We start from the raw sequence: 17,541 nt of genomic DNA, 5'->3' as shown, positions 1-17,541 counted from the left end.
GCGCGGCAAACTGGCGCTGCTTCTGTCATGGCTCTCGATCCCTCCACTCTTCTCATCCTCACCATCGCGCTGGCGGCGGCCGCTTCGCTCTACCTGGCCATCGAATGGACCAGCGTCAGGGAACGCTCGCTGCTGCTGTGGAGCAGCGGCTTCGCCATCATCACGGTCGGCTCCTTCCTTGCGCTGCTGCGCTCGCGCGGCTATCTGCTGGTCGGCATCTGGTTCGCCAACGGCTTGCTGATCGCGGCGCATGCCTGCTTCCTGGCGGGCGTGGCCTGGTTCACGCGCACCCGAATCTCGCGCGCCTGGTGGCTGATTGCCTTGCTGTGGCTGCTGATGCTGTTGCTGCCCGTGCACGCCTGGTGGTCGCGCGTGATGCTGGGACTGCAATCGCTGATGATCGCCGCCCTCACCTTGCAGGCCAGCGCCCTGCTGCGTCCGCATGGTGCGTCGTTGAGCGTGGGCGCGGTGCAGCTGCGCTTCGTACTGCTGATCCATGGACTGTTCTATGTGGCCAAGGCGGTCTCGGCGCTGGCGCTGGGGGCGTTCGTGGACCTGGCGGCCTTTGGCGGCGTGTTGATCCAGGTGTCGCTGGTGGAGGGATCGATGGCAGTGATGCTGATCGCCTTGTCGATGACCGGCACCGAGCGCCATCGCCGCGAAGAACGCATCGGGCAACTGGCCGCACGTGATCCCCTGACCGGACTGCTGAACCGGCGCGCCCTGCAGGCGCGCGCACCGGCGCTGCTGGCACGGGCCAGCGAGGCCCATCCGGGCGCGCTGTTGCTGATCGACATCGACAACTTCAAGCAGGTCAACGACCTGCACGGCCATGCCGCCGGTGACAAGTTGCTGGAAGCCCTGAGCACGCTGCTGCGTGAAGTCTTGCCCGCCGATGCGCTGGCCGCGCGGCTGGGCGGGGATGAGTTCGTGATCCTGTTGCAGGATGTGCGTGAAGAACAGGTCGCCCATCTCGGCGAACAGTTGCGGATGGCCTTCTCCCACGTGGCGCGCAAGGGGGTGGTCACTCCCGAGGCGGTGAGCCTGAGCGTGGGCGTCAGTCTCTACACCAAGCCGGCACTGGCGCTGGAAAGCCTGATGGCGCTGGCCGATGCGGCCCTGTATGACGCCAAGCGCGCCGGACGCGACCGGCTCATCGTGAGCCCGGCACACCTCACTGCAGCCAATCCTTGAGCCGGTACCAGGCCCCGACCAGGGGCAGGAACCAGGGCTTGCCCAGATGACCGGGAATGGCCGGCCAGTCGAAATCTTTCCATGGATTGAGATCGGTCCTGCCGTCCATGACCTCGGCCATCAGCGTCCCCATGAGGCTGGCCATGTGGGTGCCGTGGCCGCTGTAACCCATGGAATAGAACACGCCATCGCGCTGTCCGGCACGCGGCAGGCGGTCCACCGTCATGTCGACCATGCCGCCCCAGCAATAGTCGATGCGGACCTTGGCCAGTTGCGGGAAGACCTCCAGCATCTGGCTGCGCAGGATCTCGCCGCTCCGGGCATCGGACTTCGGATTGGACACCGCGAAACGCGCGCGTCCGCCGAAGAGCAGGCGATTGTCCGGCGTAGCGCGGAAATAATTTACAAAATTCTTGGTGTCGGTGTACATGCGCCGCGTCGGCAGCAACTGTGCCAGCAGCTCCGCCGGCAAGGGTTCGGTGACGATCAGGAAAGCGCCGACCGGCACGATGCGGCGGCGTATCCAGCCAAAGGGACCGACCTGGGAAATGCCGCTGCTCAGCAGCACCTGGCCGGCGCGCAGGTTGCCGGCAGGCGTCTGCACCTGATAGCCGCCTCCTTGCGCCTTCAGGCCCAGCACGGGAGTGTGTTCGAGGTAGATCGCACCGCGCCGCTGGGCCGCGTGGGCCAGGCCGCGCACATAGCGGCCGACATGCATGCCGGCACTCTTTTCCATCAGCAGTCCACCGTAGTAACGGTCGCTGCCCAGTTCGTCACGCAGCTCGGCGCGGGTGATCAGGCGCGTGTCAGTGTCCACGTTGGCGGCCAGCAGGGCCTGGCTGCGCGCCAGCTTGTCGACGTGCTCGGGCTTGGCTGCCAGCTTGAGCTTGCCGTAGCGTGCAAAACTGCAGTCGATGGATTCATCGCGCACCAGCCGTTCCACCGTATCGACGCCGGCATCGAAGGCGCGATAGAGCCGGTTGGCCCATTCCGTTCCCAGGCGTTGTGACAGGGCAGCGTAGTCCTGCGCGAAGCCGTTGTTGCACATGCCGCCGTTGCGGCCGGAGGCGGCACCGCCGACGATATCCGCTTCGCACACCACCACCCTGGCCCCCTTGCGCGCCAGCGCCAGGGCGGCCGCTGAACCGGTGATGCCGCCACCGACGACCAGTACGTCGCATCCATCGCCCGGCAAGGCGGTGTGGGTGCTGACGAAGGGGGATGAGGTGTCCAGCCAGTACGACTTCAATTGCATCAGGAGCTCCATCGACAGTCGGCAGCCGGATCATGAACGCAGGGGACGAGGCCGCAACAGGGTAGGGACTGATTATGGTGCGCGCTCCCGGTACGGTGATTAATGCTCATTGAACGCAGCATTAAGCCCAGGTTAATGCTCGTGCAGCGCCCGTCCTTGCTGGCTGCCAGCAGGACGAGCAGCGCAGCGTAACGAAAAATGCCGGAAAGCCGACTTTTAAAAGTAGAAGCTGCTCCGATCCCGGCGCAATAAAAATTATTAGTTGGAGGCCGGCGGCCATACTTCTTCCATCCCCAACGAAGGAGTTTGAGCAAATGACTTTCAAGCCGAAGTACATCAGTTTTGACTGCTATGGCACCCTGATCAATTTTGAAATGGGCCCGACCGCCCGCAGGCTCTTCGCCGACCGTGTCGACGAAAAGCGCATGCCGGCCTTCCTGGACAGCTTCCGTTTCTATCGTCTCGACGAAGTGCTGGGCGCCTGGAAACCGTTCCTGGAGGTGGTGGACAACGCCATCCGCCGCACCTGCCACGCCCATGGCGTGGAATGCCGGCACAGCGATGGCCAGGCCCTCTATGCGGCCGTGCCGACCTGGCAGCCACATCCGCATGTGGTGGAAACGCTGGAGAAGATCGCGCCCCACATCCCGCTGGTGATCCTCTCGAACTCGATGATCGACCTGATCCCGCACAGCGTGGCGCACCTCAAAGCGCCCTTCCATGCGGTCTACACCGCCGAGGAAGCGCAAGCCTACAAGCCGCGCGGGCAGGCCTTTGAATACATGTTCGACCAGCTGGGCTGCGGCCCGGAAGAGATGGTGCATTGCTCGTCGAGCTTCCGCTATGACCTGATGACGGCCAAGGATCTCGGCTTCATGGGCAAGGCTTACATCGACCGCAATCACGAGCCCTACTGCGATGGCTATGGCGTGAGCCGGCTGACGGACTTCCGCCAGCTGGCCACGCTGGTAGGCCTTTGATGGCTGCCGTCGCGCCTACGAGAGACGGGACGCATCATGCTTGAGACCGCATTGCAAGAACCCGCCGCATTGAATACGGCGGCACCTGATCTTGCGCCGGCAGCGCTGGAACAACTGGCCGCCGCCCGCTATGGCATCGCGGGCAAGTCCAGCGCCCTGGGAGGTGAGCGCGACCAGAACGCCTGCATCGAGAGCGCCGATGGCACGCGCTACGTACTGAAGATCAGCAATCCTTCCGAACAGGCGGCGGTGGTGGATTTCCAGATCGCCGCGCTGGATCACATCGCGCGGGCAGCACCGGACCTTCCGATTCCGCGCGTACTGCGCTCCTTGAGCGGGCAAAGCATCGAACAGGTGACACTGCCGGATGGCAGCGTGAGCATGGTGCGCCTGCTGACTTACCTCGACGGCGTACAGATCAAGCACACCGAACGCAGCGACGGCCAGCGGCGCGCCATGGGCAGCGGCCTGGCCAGGCTCGATCTGGCCCTGCAAGGGTTCAGCCACACCGGGGCACATCATGACCTGCTGTGGAATGTCTCCACCGCGCACCGCTTGCGCGACAAGATGGAGAGCCTGCAGGATCCGGCCAAGCAGCAGCTGGCACGGCACTTCATGGCGCGCTTCGAACGAGATGTGCTGCCGCGCCTGGGCGACGTGCGTGCGCAGGTGATCCACAACGACTATCACCTCTACAACGTGCTGGTGGCACCGCAGGAGCTGGAGCGCATCACCGGCATCATCGATTTCGGCGACATGCTGCACGCGCCGCTGGTGGGTGAAGTCGCCACGGCGGCGGCCTTCCACATGACAGGCAGCGAGGATCCGTTTGCCGGACCGGCGCAGTTCGTCGCGGCCTATCACGCCGAGCTGCCGCTGACCGCGCTGGAACAGGAGATCGTCGCCGACCTCATGGTCACGCGCCATCTGGTCACGGCGCTCATTTCCGAATGGCGCGCGGTGCGCTATCCCCACAACCGCGCCTACATCATGCGGCACAACCCGGCGGCCTGGGAGGCGCTCGGCCAGCTGGCCGACCTGCCACGCCAGGACGCACGTGACCGCCTGCTTTCCGACATCTGACACAGGAGCATTGCATGAGCACCCCTACCGACCTCACCATGGTCAACGCCTACATCCCCGGCCGTGCCGACGTCGGGCCCGTCACCGGGGCCCTGATCGAACGACGCAATGCCCTGCTGGGGCCGGCGTATCGGCTGATGTATGAACATCCCTTGCACATCGTGCGTGGCGAGGGCGTCTGGCTGATCGATCCGCAGGGGCGGCGTTATCTGGATGTGTACAACAACGTCACTTCGCTGGGACACTGCCATCCGGCCGTCACCGCAGCGATCTGCGAACAGGTGCAGACGCTGGCCACCAACACGCGCTACCTGCACGACACCATCCTGGAGCTGGCCGAACGCCTGCTGGCGACGGTGCCGGAGACATCGCTGGCGCACCTGATGCTCACCTGCACCGGCAGCGAAGCCAATGACCTGGCCTATCGCATCGCCAAGGTCCGCACCGGCGGCACCGGCGTGATCGTCACCGACACGGCGTATCACGGCATCACCGATGCGGTCTCGCAGTTCTCGCCGTCGCTGGGCAGCAGCGTCAACCTGGGACCGCATGTGCGCCTGGTGCCGGCCCCGCGTGCCTATCATGCGCCGGGGCAGGATTTGGGAGAAAAATTCACCCGCGACGTGCAAGCCGCCATCGCCGACCTGCAACGGCACGGCATCCAGCCTGCCGCCCTGATCGTGGATTCACTCTTCACCAGTGACGGCATCCTGCCGGGACCAGCGGGCTTCCTCAAAGGCGCGGTGCAGGCCATCAAGGAGGCCGGCGGCCTGTTCATCGCCGATGAAGTGCAACCGGGCTTCGGCCGCACCGGCGAGCACATGTGGGGCTTCCAGCGCCACGGGATTGCGCCGGACATCGTGACCATGGGCAAGCCGATGGGCAATGGCCAGCCGGTCGCAGGCATTCTGGCGACGGCCGATGTGTTGCAGGAGTTCGGGCAGCGCTCGCGCTACTTCAATACCTTTGCCGGCAATACGGTCTCGTGTGCCGCTGCGCTGGCGGTGCTGAAGACGATTGAACATGAAGGCCTGATTCCCCATGCACGGGAGGTCGGTGGCGTGCTGCTTGACGGCATCCGTGCGCTGGCCGAACGACACGAAGCGATCGGCGACGTGCGCGGTGCGGGCATGTTCGTGGGTGTCGAACTGGTCTCGGACCGGACGCAGCGCACGCCTGACCGCGCGCTCACCAGCGAGGTGGTCAACCGCATGCGTCAGAAGGGCGTGCTGCTCAGCGCCTGCGCGATGGGCCACAACGTGCTCAAGATCCGGCCGCCGCTGGTGCTGACGGCGGAACAGGCGGGCATGGTGATCGATGCACTGGACGAGTCGCTGACGGAAGCGCGATCGGCGGCGGGGCGGCGTTGATCCTGAGGCCGGCGATGCGGTGCTATGATCGGACCATGCGACCTACCGACCCTCTCGACCGCACCGACATCAAGATCCTCGAGCACTTGCAGCGCGAGGGCCGGTGCTCGAACGTGGAGCTGGCCGAGGCCGTCAATCTCAGCCCCAGTCCCTGCCTGACCCGGACCAAGCGCATGGAAGAAAACGGCGTCATCGCCGGCTATGCAGCCCGGGTCGCGCTGGACAAATTGGGCGGCCATGTCATGGTGTTCTCCGAAATCACGCTGGGCAGTCACCGTCCCGCCGACTTTCGCAAGTTCGAACAGGGCGCGGCCAGGTATGCGGAAATCGTGGAGTGCTACAACGTCAGCGGGGGGTATGACTATTTGCTCAAGATCGTCTCGCCCACCGTGGCGCTGTTCCAGGAGTTGATGGAACGCCTGCTGGAGGACGAGATCGGCATCGAGAAATTCGCCAGCCGCATTGTGTTGCGCCATCCCTATGAGCAGCGGGTGGAGCCGGTGGAGGTGATTGCTTCGGGGAAGAGCAGCTGGAAATAGCGAGGGTGTAGTGATCTCTGCGTTCTCGCAGCTTTTCATTTCTCAGCCGCCATGTAGTAGCGGCCTGCGCAGTTCACGTAGCGATAGTCAAAGACGGGAGAGAAGACGACGTCGCCTTCCTCATCAAGCCATACACCATAGTTGGATCGCTCAAAATAATCCAGGCAGGCCGTCTTTATCTCCGGCTTCAGGTTGGACATGACCAGTGCGACTGCATCCTTGTTCAACTGCAGGAAATTTCCATTCGTGCGGACACCTGCCTTGCGCAGGGAGGGGACGTAGCGATTGATCAGCGCTATGGGTGGAAGCTGTTTTCCCGTGCTGATATCGAAGGTCCAGCCCACTTTGTCGAAGACATGGTTTCCAGCGCATGCACTGGTGACGTTGAAGACGATGCTCATGGTCCGGAACGCCATCAGGGCTTCATCAAACTCTGCTTCATAAGCCCATGCACCACCTTGTGGATCGGGACGACAGGTTTTTCCCTGTACGAACAGTGACTGATAAAACTTTTCCATGGTGGCATGGATCTGGCTGGCTGCGTCCTTCGATATCCGTCCTCCTGGCTTCACTCTTATCTTCTCGGTATAGATGCGATTCATTGCGTCACGTGGACCGGTTTTCCTGTAGACGGAAATATCGAATTTTTGATCGTCGAGTTCGAGTTCTCGTGCTTGAGTGCAGGGACTAAGAATGGCCGCTCCCAGTGCGGCTGTTCGCAGGAGCAATTTTTTCATGGTATCGCCTTTGATCCGATCAAATGCCATCTGCTTGATGACAATAGGTCAGGGAATAATAAATAGAGAGAGCAACCTTCCGCGGGTCCAGTTTGACTGGTAGACAGACCGCAGGCATTCATCTTCTGATTGGATATTCCTTTTGACATGCCGAATAAGGCCGCTGGAATAACGGCATGAGAAACAATCCCTCGTCCCTTATCAAGATGTGGAAAGCCGTAGTCTTGAAGTGGAAACTACAGAATTCTTTCAAGTCAGCTGTCAACAAGTGTCCATTCTGCTCAATCAGAATCTCGGCAGCATCTTCGCCAAGGACAAGAAGACTGCCCTTTGCGACTGCACCAGCCTCAAACAGCGAAGGCGCATATTTTTTAACGATCTGATGGCTTGAAATTGCCTTACCTGTTCTGATAGCGAAGTTTTTTACACTTTTCCCAAAATAAGGGACGCCACCGCAGACCGCTTGGAAATCGAATACGATGCCCAGCACTCCATGGGCTGAATAGATCTTCTGATGGAGGAAGCGATAGCCCCATGGATGCCTGAATTCCGGCTCATGACAGCTGCGCGCCTCGGCATATACCGACGCATATCTCTCTTCGAGAGCTCTATTGATCCTAAGTACTTGAGCCTTTCCGATCGCGGCAGACTTTTTCAGGACCAACTTTTCAATATATAGACTGCGAAAAGGCTCTTCAAAACCAGTTTGACGGTATATTGATAGCGAATAGTCAATTTCCTCCCTTTCTTTGCTGAGGCCAGTTTCATGAAATATTAAGGTGCCGAAGAGAACCAAGTGGCGGAAGAAAGGGCTCATTGCAAAACTCTCTTGATCCTTTGTGTAAAGTTTTTCCTGTCGGGAAGATTGGCTTTTTGTTCCCACGCCAAGGTTGCATTCCCGCCGTTTATCGCAAGGGTCACGCCGCGGACATCATCCATATCCATGGCTTCGATCGTCTTGTGCCTGAACAGCACGGCGTACCACGCTGCTGTATCAATACAGTTGAAATTCGTTTCAAGAATGCGGTCTGGATCCTTGATGAGCGGCGGACGTTTCTCTTTGTCACCTTTGCCGCCAGATTTTATGTTCCAGCCAAAATCAAAATCCAATCCCTTGGATAACCATCCGCGAAACGCCCAGTACTCGCCATAGTTGTAGCGTCCAGTCAATTGTTTGAATCCCCTCCCTTTGAATCGCGGCCCATCTCCAGGAGAAACATTGCCGAGTTGTTCGCTATGTTCATAACCATGGCCGTCCGTCACTTCTAGCATATAGGTAAGACTCACCGACTCAACGGCTCCCTGCGCCAAGAAATGCGCCATCCGCAACCGACTGTTGAGCCCATACTTGAAACAGCACTTGTTGATCTCAGCGCGATACTTCTCCCGGAGTTCTTCTGATGTGCCATGACTGATCGTGGCAGCAGCGAGAGAGCCCATGGACGGATAAACCAATGCCAGCTCCTCCTTCGACAACCACATGCATTTCGCCAAATTCTCAATGAACTTGATCGGATGCACATGCCACACTCCGCGCGCATCCGGCAATCCCGGCACCTTCTCCCAGAAGGTCTGGCGTTCGATGTGTCGGATCAACTTCTGAAACTGCTCTTGCGTCAATTTCTGCGCACCGAAGTCCTCCTTCGTCACACGCTCATAGCGCTGAGCGATGCCCTGATTGCTCCACTCGGTGGGGTGTCGGGTGACCACATGGCGGACCATTTCATCCTTGTCTGACTGCACAGTCTTCGTGTCGGTGCGCCCTTTCTGACTCTCCTGGATCAGGCGCTGCAGGCCCTCGTCGTCCATGAAGCCGTCAGCACTGAATTGACCATGCTCCTCAACCTTCCTGAAATCCTTCCAGTCAGCATCGCTGAGATACTTAACCGCACTTTTCTCCGCCCAGAAGATCTTGTTTTGATCCGGTTTGAAAATCTGGATCCAGAGTTTGCCTTCATATTGGCGCTCCTGGAATTCGCCGGCATTCAACCACGGCCCGCTCCACGGAACGATCAAACTGCCAGCTTCCAATGTGCGGGCATTCGTGACAGGATTCTTGGCATAGCCGATGAGCCGCTTCCCTGTCGGCATGTAGGCCTTCCTCGCGGCTGTCTTTTTCTTGAGATCGGCAGGTACTTCTGTCTCCACGAACTGGTCCTTCTCGATCCACCAGTTCTTCTTGTCCTCGGTCTGAATATTGAGACACCCGCCTTTGTCTTTGTCCTTGTCTTTATCCTCCACCACGATCAATGGCTTTTCGGGATCCACTTCCAGCTCATGCTTCACGAGCAGTTCGTCCAATACCCTGAGGCTGGCTGTCAGCCAGCATTTGCCCCAGATCGCCTGCATCGGGTTTTGAAGAAAACGAGGATCCTCAAAGAAGATTTCGAAATGAATACCCTGAGACGGTGTGGCCAGGTTGTCGGGAATGCTGCCGCAATAGCCCAGTACATCGCCGCGCTGCACACGCGAAAACTCAGTCCCCAGTTGTATCTGGCAATCTGCCGCAGGCAGGACCGTCTCATCATGGGCTGGCTCCATGATTGGCCGACCTTGCTTGTCGATCAGCGGAGACTTGTTCTTCATGCGTGGCCTTTCGGGAATCCTCTTCTTCAGGAAATTGATGGCCTGCTCTCCCGATTTTTCCTTGACCTTGCTCCACGCTCGCAGATGCATGTAGAGCGAATAGAACACCAGCTTGCTGGTACCCAGTGAGGTCTGGCCAAGTTCCGTCTCATGCCTGAGCAAAATGAAGCTGCGCGAATAGCTGGCCTTCTCAAAGAGTTCATCTCCGGTATCGGTATCGTCATAGCGATAGGCCACCAGCTCGCCAGCAGCAATCGCGCGGATGGGCGTGTTGCGATCCGCCGGATGAAGGTGCACTCCGCCATGCCAGAATCGATTCTTCCCCATGGGATAAGAGCCGCTCAGAATTTCACTCTGGTGATAGAGCGCATCGGGGACGACACGCTGTTCCGCTCCGGCTACGTAGGGCAGATGAATGGGATAGGTAATGATCATGAGAGAGTCTCGCGTCGATCAGGCCGAAAAGAGAAACGCACCAGCGTTGTCAAATCCGCCCTGAGCAGGAATCACCAGTTGCGCATTCATTGATTTGGGTGAAGTGAATTCATGATTGGCGGCATGCACGATAAAGTCGCCACTGGTTCCGAACTCGACGCCATCGCCACTGAAGCGGGCGTAACTTCCACCACCATTGATGAGAATTTCTTCCTTCGCCGTGATCGTGATTTGCCCGGCTGTCTGCGTGATCTTGAGTTTGGCCAGCAGGTGGATGCTGTCGCTCAGTGCGTGCATGTCGATATTGCCCGCCGCCGCGATGAGTTTCATCCCGGCCCGGTGCACCAATAAGCGCAAGCTATTGCGTACACTGGCAAAGAAGCTGTTTCCGGCTGTAACGGCCACAGTGCCGCCGGTACTGACGACGGTATGTTCCGTGCTGGAAAGATGGGTGGATCCGTCCGTGCTGCCGGCGATGCCGACAGGGCTCGCCAGCACCAGTTGCGGCGTGGCGAACTCGGGAAAAGCTGCGCTCCCGGCAACGCAACCCTTTCCGGAGATGGCATTGTTCTGCTTATTCAGCGCAGCAGCCATGTCCGACAACTACCCCGGCACCAGCGCACCGCATTGTTCTGCAAAGTCGGCGTGATGCTCCAAGGCTTGCTGTGCCAGCGCCAGACGTTGTGCCGTTTCGCCCAAATCCTTGGCCGGGCCTCCGGCATTGCGGCGTGCCTCGGTGGTAATGAGCATGCCGCGGCCAGCACGCGCCACACCCCACGCATTGGTGGCCAGCTCCCAGCCCTCTCCACGGGCCTCTTCCCGGCCCTGCGTCCGCTCTATGCGCACGATGTGACCCAGCGAGAGCTGACTGCATTGATGATCGGACTTCAACTGAACCTGCAGCTGTTCAGTCGTATCGTCGAGAATCAGATGATTGCCGCGTCCGCCCGGTGCATTTCCCGTGCCCGGCGCCAGCTCGCGGCTACGCAAGCCGGAAAGTGCCCGCTGCTCAGGCAAGGTCCAGGGCGGCATGTTCCAGCGATTGGCCACGGCAGCAAGAATGATCGGCCGGTCAGGGTCACCGGATAGCCAGTGCACGACGACTTCCGAGCCCACCCGGGGAATGGCCGCGCTCCCAAGCTCAGCACCAGCCCATGGCCCGGCAACCCGGATCCAGGCCGAACTGCGGTCATCGTTGCCACCGATCCGGTCCCAGTGAAACTGGACGCGCACCCGGCCATACTCGTCCGTATGAATGCTGTCCGGGCCGGAAGGACCTACGACGGTGGCCGTCTGCGGTGCCAGTATCCGCGTGTCTTCGCTGTTGAACTGGCGTCCTGGTCGCCAAGGGATGGAGCGACGCGTGCACGTGAGCCATTGCTCATAGCGGGAGCGCTCTGATGGTGCTCGCTGCAACACATTGTTGACTGCCTTGTGCTTCACGGAGAGGATCAGGAAGTCATCCTTGCCAGTGGCATCACTCCGGCCGCGCGGTCCGTGGTTGAAGTGATCAACCAGGCGAAAGTAACGACCCGGCTCGATGTAGCGGCAATTGCCTTCGCCTTGATAAGACTTGGCAATGGCCTCCACTTCTTCCATGCGCAGCTTGGCCATCTCGTATCCGGCATCGGCATTGCGGAATCCATAGGCACCGGCATATTCATACGACTCCACATGCGGCACGCATCCCTGCTGGTTCAGCGTGGGCGCATCGCGCCAGACCGGACGCGGATCCTTGAAGTTGAACGAACTCAAGGCCACGCTGGCCGGCATCATCTCGCGCGTGCATGCCCAGCGGCGGATGCCATCCTCCTCACTCGCCCCGCCCTGATCGTGAAAGCGCACCTCAGGACCACAATCAATGGGCAGGCAGCAGCTGGAATCGCTGGCGACGACGAGCGTATGTCCCTGTTCATCATGCCGATAGAAGTAATGCCAGCCTGCGGCTTCCCAGCGGCGGCACAAGTAATTGAAGTCGGTTTCGTTGAACTGGCAGGCATCGGTCATGGGCGGATCTTCGCCGCTGACCTGCCATTCCCACCGGGGATAAAAGGAATAGTCCGAGAAGATGCTTTCACTCTGCTCCCGCAGAGTCTTGCCGTGGAAAAGATAGTTATCCTTGCGCAAAGCAAGGAATTTCAGCCAGGGACCTAGCCAGGCTTCATAGAGCGTCAGCGCGCCGTCCGAATGGAGGCGACGAAAGCCGAAGACATAACCGGAGAAATAGCGCAGGCTGCCATCGGATCGGACCATGGCCACATTGAGCAGCTTTCCCTGCATCTCCTTGAGGGACAGGCTGGGCTCATCCGACAACAATTCGACCTTGAAGGAAAAATCACGGGAGAGACCTTCCTCCGCCTCAATCTGATGCACTGCGAAGCGAGCGGCAGGGGCATCTTGATGCGGAAAGTGCAGGCGCAAGAAGCGCCGCTGCTCCTGGCTCTGCATCAGCCGGTTCAATGCTTGAAATGTCTCGTGCATGCCTCCTCCTTGAAAGCCTCACCTGCGTTGAAACGCGATGAAAAGGAGGACGATGTTAGCCAGTCAGGATCCGCTGCGATAGCGAAGAAATCCTAGAATTTTCGCCTTAATGGGAGGATGAAAAACGGGACAAGCCGACCTACTTGTTAAGTAAATTTTGATGAAATTCTCATTTCTTTTGCTGCACTGACTGCTAGCAGAATTTCAGTACCACATTGCACTGCGGTTGACCGTTCAGGACCACCGCAGGTCAGATGGCATCTCCGGCAGCACCAACCGCAGGAGATGCACCATGACATCAGGAAAACTGCGTGAAATCCGGCTTGCGCTTCTCGAAAAAAGCCGTGAACGCTTCCTTGGCCTCAGGCGCGGTCAGCATGCGCGAGAAATGCTCGATCTCGGCCACCATCTGCTGTTCGGTCGCGGTGACGCGATTCTTCTTCATCAACTGCTTGGTCACCCGGATCGAGGCCGCCGGCAGCGCCGCCAGCTTGGCTGCCTGCTGCAGCGCATAGGGCAGCAACTCCTCCAGCGGCAGCACGCGATTGACCACACCCATCTGGCAGGCTTCGTCTGCGCCGAAGGCTTCGCCCAGCAACAGCTTCTCGGCCGCACGCTGGTAACCGGCGATGTGCGGCAACAGCAGTGAAGACGCCGCCTCCGGGCACAAACCCAGTTGCGTGAAGGGCATCGAGAACTTGGCATTGTCGGCCGCATACACCAGGTCGCAATGCAGCAGCAGCGTGGTACCGATGCCCACGGCCACGCCCGAGACGGCCGCCACAATGGGCTTGCTGGCATGGCTGATCTGCCACAGGAACTGGAATACCGGCGCATCCTGGGTCTTGGGCGGATTCTTCAGGAAGTCTTCCAGGTCATTACCCGCCGAGAAGGATTTGGGCTTGCCGGTGAAGAGGATGGCGCGGACCGCATTGTCAGTCTCGGCCTCCTTCAGGGCATCGGCCAGCTGCTGGTACATGGCCGCGGTGATGGCGTTTTTCTTGTCTTCGCGATCGAAGTGGATGGTCAGGATGCCATCGGCCTTGGTGAGCTGGATATCCATCTGCACAGTCTCCTTGAATGTTATAAATGATTTATAAGGTTCATGAAAAAAGCCGCACGGCATGCGCAGTGCGGCTTTTGCATCAGGCCTTGCGGGCGCGGATCAGACGCGTTCGAAGATGCCCGCCGCACCCATGCCGGTACCCACGCACATGGTCACCATGCCGTACTTCAGGTTCTTGCGGCGCAGTGCATGGATGGTGGTGGCGGCACGGATCGCACCGGTGGCCCCCAGCGGGTGACCCAGGGCAATCGCACCGCCCATGGGGTTGACCTTGCTCGGGTCCAGGCCCAGGTCGCCGATGACGGCCAGCGCTTGTGCAGCGAAGGCTTCGTTCAGTTCGATCCAGTCGATCTGGTCCTGGGTCAGGCCACCGGCCTTCAGGGCCGCAGGAATCGCTTCCTTCGGACCGATGCCCATGATCTCCGGCGGCACGCCGCGCACGGCAAAGGAGACGAAGCGCGCCAGCGGGGTCAGGTTGAATTGCTTCAGGATCTTTTCCGAAACGATGATCAGCGCACCTGCGCCATCGGAGGTCTGCGAGCTGTTGCCGGCGGTGACACTGCCCTTGGCGGCGAAGACGGGTTTCAGCTTGGCCAGCGCGGCCAGGTTGGAATCGGCGCGCGGACCTTCGTCCAGGGCGACGGTACGGGTCTTGATGTCGATCTCGCCGGTGGCCAGGTTGGGGAAGCGCTCGACGATCTCGACCGAGGTCATCTCGTCGGCGAATTCACCGGCCTGCTGTGCGGCGATGGCCTTCTGGTGCGAGGCCAGCGAGAATTCGTCCTGCGCTTCACGCGAGACCTTCCACTGCTGTGCCACCTTCTCGGCGGTCAGGCCCATGCCATAGGCCATGCCGACGTTCTCATCCTTGAAGGCATTGATGTTGATGGAAGGATGGAAACCCATCATCGGTACCATGGACATCGATTCCGCACCGGCAGCGATCATGACATCGGCTTCGCCGACGCGGATACGGTCGGCGGCCATGGCAATGGCGGTGATGCCGGAGGCGCAGTAGCGGTTGATGGTGACGCCGCCAATGGTGTTGGGCAGGCCGGCCAGCAGCACGGCATTGCGCGCCATGTTCAGGCCTTGCGCGCCTTCGGGGAAGGAGCAGCCGACGATGGCGTCCTCGATCAGCTTGGGATCCAGGCCCGGCACCTGTGCCACGGCGGACTGGATGGCACGCACCAGCAGGTCATCCGGGCGGGTGTTCTTGAACATGCCACGCGGCGCCTTGCCGATGGGGGTGCGGGTGGCGGCGACGATGTAGGCGTCTTGCAATTGTTTGCTCATTATCAAATCTCCTTGGACTCTCCCTCCCCTTCAGGGGGAGAGAGGTTTCATTAATTGCGCACAGGCTTGCCGGTTTGCATCATGCCCATGATGCGTTCCTGGGTCTTGGGGTGGTTGAGCAGCTCCATGAAGAACTTGCGCTCGATGTCGAGCAGCCATTGTTCATTGACGATGCTGCCCTCTTCCACTTCACCACCGGCGACGGTCTCGGCAATCATCTTGCCGAGCTTGAAGTCGTGGGCCGAGATGAAGCCGCCATCACGCATGTTGACCAGCTGCGCCATGATGGTGGCCAGGCCGTTGCGGCCGATCACCGGCACCTGCGGCGGCAGTTGCGGACGATAACCGGCATCGAACAGCGCGCGCGCCTCGACCTTGGCCACGTGCAGCAATTCATAGGGGTTGAAGACGATCACGTCATCCTCGCGCAGGTAACCCAGCTTGCGCGCTTCCAGTGCGGACTTGGAGACGTTGGCAGTGGCTGCAGCCAGCATGTATTCCTTCAGGAACTGCAGGATGTCGTTGCCCTTGGCTTCCTTGGCAGCGCGCACGGCGGCTTCCTTCAGGCCGCCACCGGCCGGGATCAGGCCCACGCCCACTTCCACCAGGCCGATGTAGGACTCGATGGAGACCACGCGCTTGGCGGTATGCAGCAGCAATTCGCAGCCACCGCCCAGCGCCAGGCCGGCGACAGCGGCGATTACCGGCACGCTGGCGTACTTCAGGCGCTGGTGCGCCTGCTGCAGCTGGTGCACCACCGGCTCGATGGCCTTGACGCCACCGGACATGAACAGCGGCAGCATCGACTGCAGGTCGGCACCTGCGGAGAAGGCACCGCCTTCGGCTGCATCCGGATGCCAGATCACCAGGCCCTTGAAGTTCTGTTCGGCTTCGGTGACGGCCTTGTTCATGCCATCGATCACGCCCTGGCCGATCACGTGCATCTTGGTCTTGAAGGACAGGATCAGCACATCGTCGTTCTGGTGCCAGATGCGCACCGATTCGTCTTCGAAGAAGGTGGTACCGGCGCTCTTGCCATCGGCCGCACCCTCGCCCACCAGCGGGGCACGGAAGGCCTGGCGCTGGTAGACCGGCAGCTCGGAACGGGCCACGTCAGCCTTCTTGGAGGGCGACCAGGAGCCCTTCTCCGAATGCACGCCGTCACGGCCATCGAAGACCCAGTCGGGCAGCGGTGCGCTCGACAGTGCCTTGCCGGCCTCGATGTCTTCCTTGACCCATTGCGCGATCTGCTTCCAGCCGGCAGCTTGCCAGGTCTCGAAGGGGCCGACGCTCCAGCCGAAGCCCCAGCGCATGGCGAAGTCGAGGTCACGGGCGTTGTCGGCCACCGATTCCAGGTGCACGGCGATGTAGTGGAAGGCATCGCGGAAGATGGCCCACAGGAACTGGCCTTGCGGATTGGTCGAATCATGCAGCGCCTTCATGCGCTTGACCGGATCCTTTTCCTTGAGGATGCGGGCGATGATGTCATCGGCCTTGGCACCGCCCGGAACGTAATCGCCCTTGGCCGGATCGATGCGCAGGATGTCCTTGCCCACCTTCTTGTAGAAACCGGCACCGCTCTTCTGGCCCAACGCGCCCTGCTCGACCAGCTTGGCCAGCAGCGGCGGGGTGGCATAGGAAGAGAAGAAGGGATCGTCCTTCAGGTTGTCCTGCATGGTCCGGATGACATGGCCCATGGTATCCAGGCCCACCACGTCGGCGGTACGGAAGGTGCCGGACTTGGCACGACCCAGCTTGGCACCGGTGAGGTCATCGACCACATCGACCGAGAGGCCATACTTCTCGGCTTCGATGATGGTGGCCAGGATGCCGAACACGCCCACGCGGTTGGCCACGAAGTTGGGGGTGTCGAAGGCCCGCACCACGCCCTTGCCCAGGGTGGTGGTGAGGAAGGCTTCGAGCTGGTCGAGGATGTGCGGTTCGGTCGATTGGGTCGGGATCAGTTCGACCAGGTGCATGTAGCGCGGCGGGTTGAAGAAGTGCACGCCGCAGAAGCGCGCCTTCAGGCCCGCATCGAAACCTTCGGAGAGGGCATTGATCGACAGGCCCGAGGTGTTGGAGGCGAAGATCGCCTTGGGACCGATGTGCGGGGCGACCTTCTTGTAGAGGTCGTGCTTCCAGTCCATGCGCTCGGCGATGGCTTCGATGATGAGGTCGCAGCCTTCCAGCACGGCCAGGTCATCCTCGTAGTTGGCGACCTGGATCAGGGCCGCGTCATCCTTGTTGCCCAGCGGCGCCGGGCTCAGTTTCTTGAGGTTCTCGATGGCGCGTTGCACGATGCCGTTCTTCGGGCCTTCCTTGGCCGGCAGGTCGAACAGCACGACCGGCACGCGGGCATTGATGCAGTGGGCGGCAATCTGGGCCCCCATGACGCCCGCGCCGAGCACGGCCACTTTTTTGACGATGAAATTGGACACGCAAATCTCCTTTGCTGGTGCTGCAAACATGAAACATGAATTCGGGCCTGGCAAGGTGCTGCGCCGCTGGGACGAGCGCTC

At 60.5% G+C, this 17,541-nt stretch carries 14 protein-coding genes; 5 read left to right on the top strand and 9 right to left on the bottom strand.

Going from position 1 to position 17,541, the window contains the following annotated elements:
• Positions 1–27 precede the first annotated feature (27 nt).
• Positions 28–1,194 carry a GGDEF domain-containing protein gene (locus J2X56_RS18775; protein ID WP_134135741.1) on the top strand — a complete coding sequence of 389 codons (1,167 nt, stop codon included), beginning with the start codon at positions 28–30 and terminating at the stop codon, positions 1,192–1,194.
• On the opposite strand, the gene J2X56_RS18770 is transcribed toward J2X56_RS18775, so the two are convergent.
• A complete protein-coding gene (locus tag J2X56_RS18770; RefSeq protein ID WP_310161663.1) occupies positions 1,175–2,449 on the bottom strand; it encodes an FAD-binding oxidoreductase in 1,275 nt (424 codons plus the stop codon). The genes J2X56_RS18775 and J2X56_RS18770 overlap by 20 nt on opposite strands.
• A gap of 314 nt (positions 2,450–2,763) precedes the next feature.
• Between J2X56_RS18770 and J2X56_RS18765 the strand changes: the two genes are divergently transcribed.
• Genes J2X56_RS18765 through J2X56_RS18750 form a run of 4 tightly spaced genes read left to right on the top strand, consistent with a single transcriptional unit; the run spans position 2,764 to position 6,421 of the window.
• The gene (locus J2X56_RS18765) at positions 2,764–3,429 is read left to right on the top strand and encodes a haloacid dehalogenase type II (RefSeq protein WP_310161662.1); all 666 of its coding nucleotides are present in this window, start codon (positions 2,764–2,766) and stop codon (positions 3,427–3,429) included.
• A gap of 36 nt (positions 3,430–3,465) precedes the next feature.
• Positions 3,466–4,512 carry a phosphotransferase gene (locus J2X56_RS18760; RefSeq protein WP_310161660.1) on the top strand — a complete coding sequence of 349 codons (1,047 nt, stop codon included), beginning with the start codon at positions 3,466–3,468 and terminating at the stop codon, positions 4,510–4,512.
• A 14-nt stretch (positions 4,513–4,526) separates the two neighbouring features.
• Positions 4,527–5,882 carry an aspartate aminotransferase family protein gene (locus tag J2X56_RS18755; protein WP_134135746.1) on the top strand — a complete coding sequence of 452 codons (1,356 nt, stop codon included), beginning with the start codon at positions 4,527–4,529 and terminating at the stop codon, positions 5,880–5,882.
• Positions 5,883–5,917: 35 nt separating this feature from the next.
• Positions 5,918–6,421 carry an Lrp/AsnC family transcriptional regulator gene (locus J2X56_RS18750; RefSeq protein ID WP_134135747.1) on the top strand — a complete coding sequence of 168 codons (504 nt, stop codon included), beginning with the start codon at positions 5,918–5,920 and terminating at the stop codon, positions 6,419–6,421.
• A gap of 35 nt (positions 6,422–6,456) precedes the next feature.
• Here the strand turns inward: J2X56_RS18750 and J2X56_RS18745 are convergent, their stop codons facing one another.
• The 8 genes from J2X56_RS18745 to J2X56_RS18710 all read right to left on the bottom strand — a co-directional run bounded on the left by J2X56_RS18745 (position 6,457) and on the right by J2X56_RS18710 (position 17,460).
• Entirely contained in the window at positions 6,457–7,158 is a 702-nt protein-coding gene (locus J2X56_RS18745; RefSeq protein ID WP_310161658.1) for a hypothetical protein, read from the bottom strand.
• Between the two features lie 118 nt (positions 7,159–7,276).
• A complete protein-coding gene (locus J2X56_RS18740; protein ID WP_134135750.1) occupies positions 7,277–7,975 on the bottom strand; it encodes a hypothetical protein in 699 nt (232 codons plus the stop codon).
• Positions 7,972–10,179 carry a hypothetical protein gene (locus tag J2X56_RS18735; protein WP_310161652.1) on the bottom strand — a complete coding sequence of 736 codons (2,208 nt, stop codon included), beginning with the start codon at positions 10,177–10,179 and terminating at the stop codon, positions 7,972–7,974. Before J2X56_RS18735 ends, J2X56_RS18740 begins: the two co-directional genes overlap by 4 nt.
• 18 nt (positions 10,180–10,197) lie before the next feature.
• Complete coding sequence (locus J2X56_RS18730) at positions 10,198–10,773, bottom strand: DUF2345 domain-containing protein (RefSeq protein WP_310161649.1); 576 nt, start codon at positions 10,771–10,773, stop codon at positions 10,198–10,200.
• A 9-nt stretch (positions 10,774–10,782) separates the two neighbouring features.
• Positions 10,783–12,660 carry a type VI secretion system Vgr family protein gene (locus J2X56_RS18725; protein ID WP_310161645.1) on the bottom strand — a complete coding sequence of 626 codons (1,878 nt, stop codon included), beginning with the start codon at positions 12,658–12,660 and terminating at the stop codon, positions 10,783–10,785.
• A 298-nt stretch (positions 12,661–12,958) separates the two neighbouring features.
• A complete protein-coding gene (locus J2X56_RS18720; RefSeq protein ID WP_204726221.1) occupies positions 12,959–13,723 on the bottom strand; it encodes an enoyl-CoA hydratase in 765 nt (254 codons plus the stop codon).
• 102 nt (positions 13,724–13,825) lie between these two features.
• Positions 13,826–15,022, bottom strand: coding sequence for an acetyl-CoA C-acyltransferase (locus tag J2X56_RS18715; protein WP_008334355.1), 1,197 nt, complete (start codon positions 15,020–15,022; stop codon positions 13,826–13,828).
• A gap of 50 nt (positions 15,023–15,072) precedes the next feature.
• Positions 15,073–17,460 carry a 3-hydroxyacyl-CoA dehydrogenase/enoyl-CoA hydratase family protein gene (locus J2X56_RS18710; protein WP_134135755.1) on the bottom strand — a complete coding sequence of 796 codons (2,388 nt, stop codon included), beginning with the start codon at positions 17,458–17,460 and terminating at the stop codon, positions 15,073–15,075.
• Between the last annotated feature and the right edge of the window lie 81 nt (positions 17,461–17,541).

Source organism: Herbaspirillum sp. 1173, from assembly GCF_031455335.1.
Classification (GTDB): Bacteria; Pseudomonadota; Gammaproteobacteria; order Burkholderiales; family Burkholderiaceae_D; genus Herbaspirillum; species Herbaspirillum huttiense.
This window is presented reverse-complemented; position numbering and strand designations above follow the sequence as displayed.

What these genes read in the sequence shown, in the direction of transcription:
- J2X56_RS18775 (WP_134135741.1), top strand. Translation starts at nt 28, where the DNA reads ATGGCTCTCGATCCCTCCACTCTTCTCATCCTCACCATCGCGCTGGCG.
- J2X56_RS18770 (WP_310161663.1), bottom strand. Translation starts at nt 2,449, where the DNA reads ATGCAATTGAAGTCGTACTGGCTGGACACCTCATCCCCCTTCGTCAGC.
- J2X56_RS18765 (WP_310161662.1), top strand. Translation starts at nt 2,764, where the DNA reads ATGACTTTCAAGCCGAAGTACATCAGTTTTGACTGCTATGGCACCCTG.
- J2X56_RS18760 (WP_310161660.1), top strand. Translation starts at nt 3,466, where the DNA reads ATGCTTGAGACCGCATTGCAAGAACCCGCCGCATTGAATACGGCGGCA.
- J2X56_RS18755 (WP_134135746.1), top strand. Translation starts at nt 4,527, where the DNA reads ATGAGCACCCCTACCGACCTCACCATGGTCAACGCCTACATCCCCGGC.
- J2X56_RS18750 (WP_134135747.1), top strand. Translation starts at nt 5,918, where the DNA reads ATGCGACCTACCGACCCTCTCGACCGCACCGACATCAAGATCCTCGAG.
- J2X56_RS18745 (WP_310161658.1), bottom strand. Translation starts at nt 7,158, where the DNA reads ATGAAAAAATTGCTCCTGCGAACAGCCGCACTGGGAGCGGCCATTCTT.
- J2X56_RS18740 (WP_134135750.1), bottom strand. Translation starts at nt 7,975, where the DNA reads ATGAGCCCTTTCTTCCGCCACTTGGTTCTCTTCGGCACCTTAATATTT.
- J2X56_RS18735 (WP_310161652.1), bottom strand. Translation starts at nt 10,179, where the DNA reads ATGATCATTACCTATCCCATTCATCTGCCCTACGTAGCCGGAGCGGAA.
- J2X56_RS18730 (WP_310161649.1), bottom strand. Translation starts at nt 10,773, where the DNA reads ATGGCTGCTGCGCTGAATAAGCAGAACAATGCCATCTCCGGAAAGGGT.
- J2X56_RS18725 (WP_310161645.1), bottom strand. Translation starts at nt 12,660, where the DNA reads ATGCACGAGACATTTCAAGCATTGAACCGGCTGATGCAGAGCCAGGAG.
- J2X56_RS18720 (WP_204726221.1), bottom strand. Translation starts at nt 13,723, where the DNA reads ATGGATATCCAGCTCACCAAGGCCGATGGCATCCTGACCATCCACTTC.
- J2X56_RS18715 (WP_008334355.1), bottom strand. Translation starts at nt 15,022, where the DNA reads ATGAGCAAACAATTGCAAGACGCCTACATCGTCGCCGCCACCCGCACC.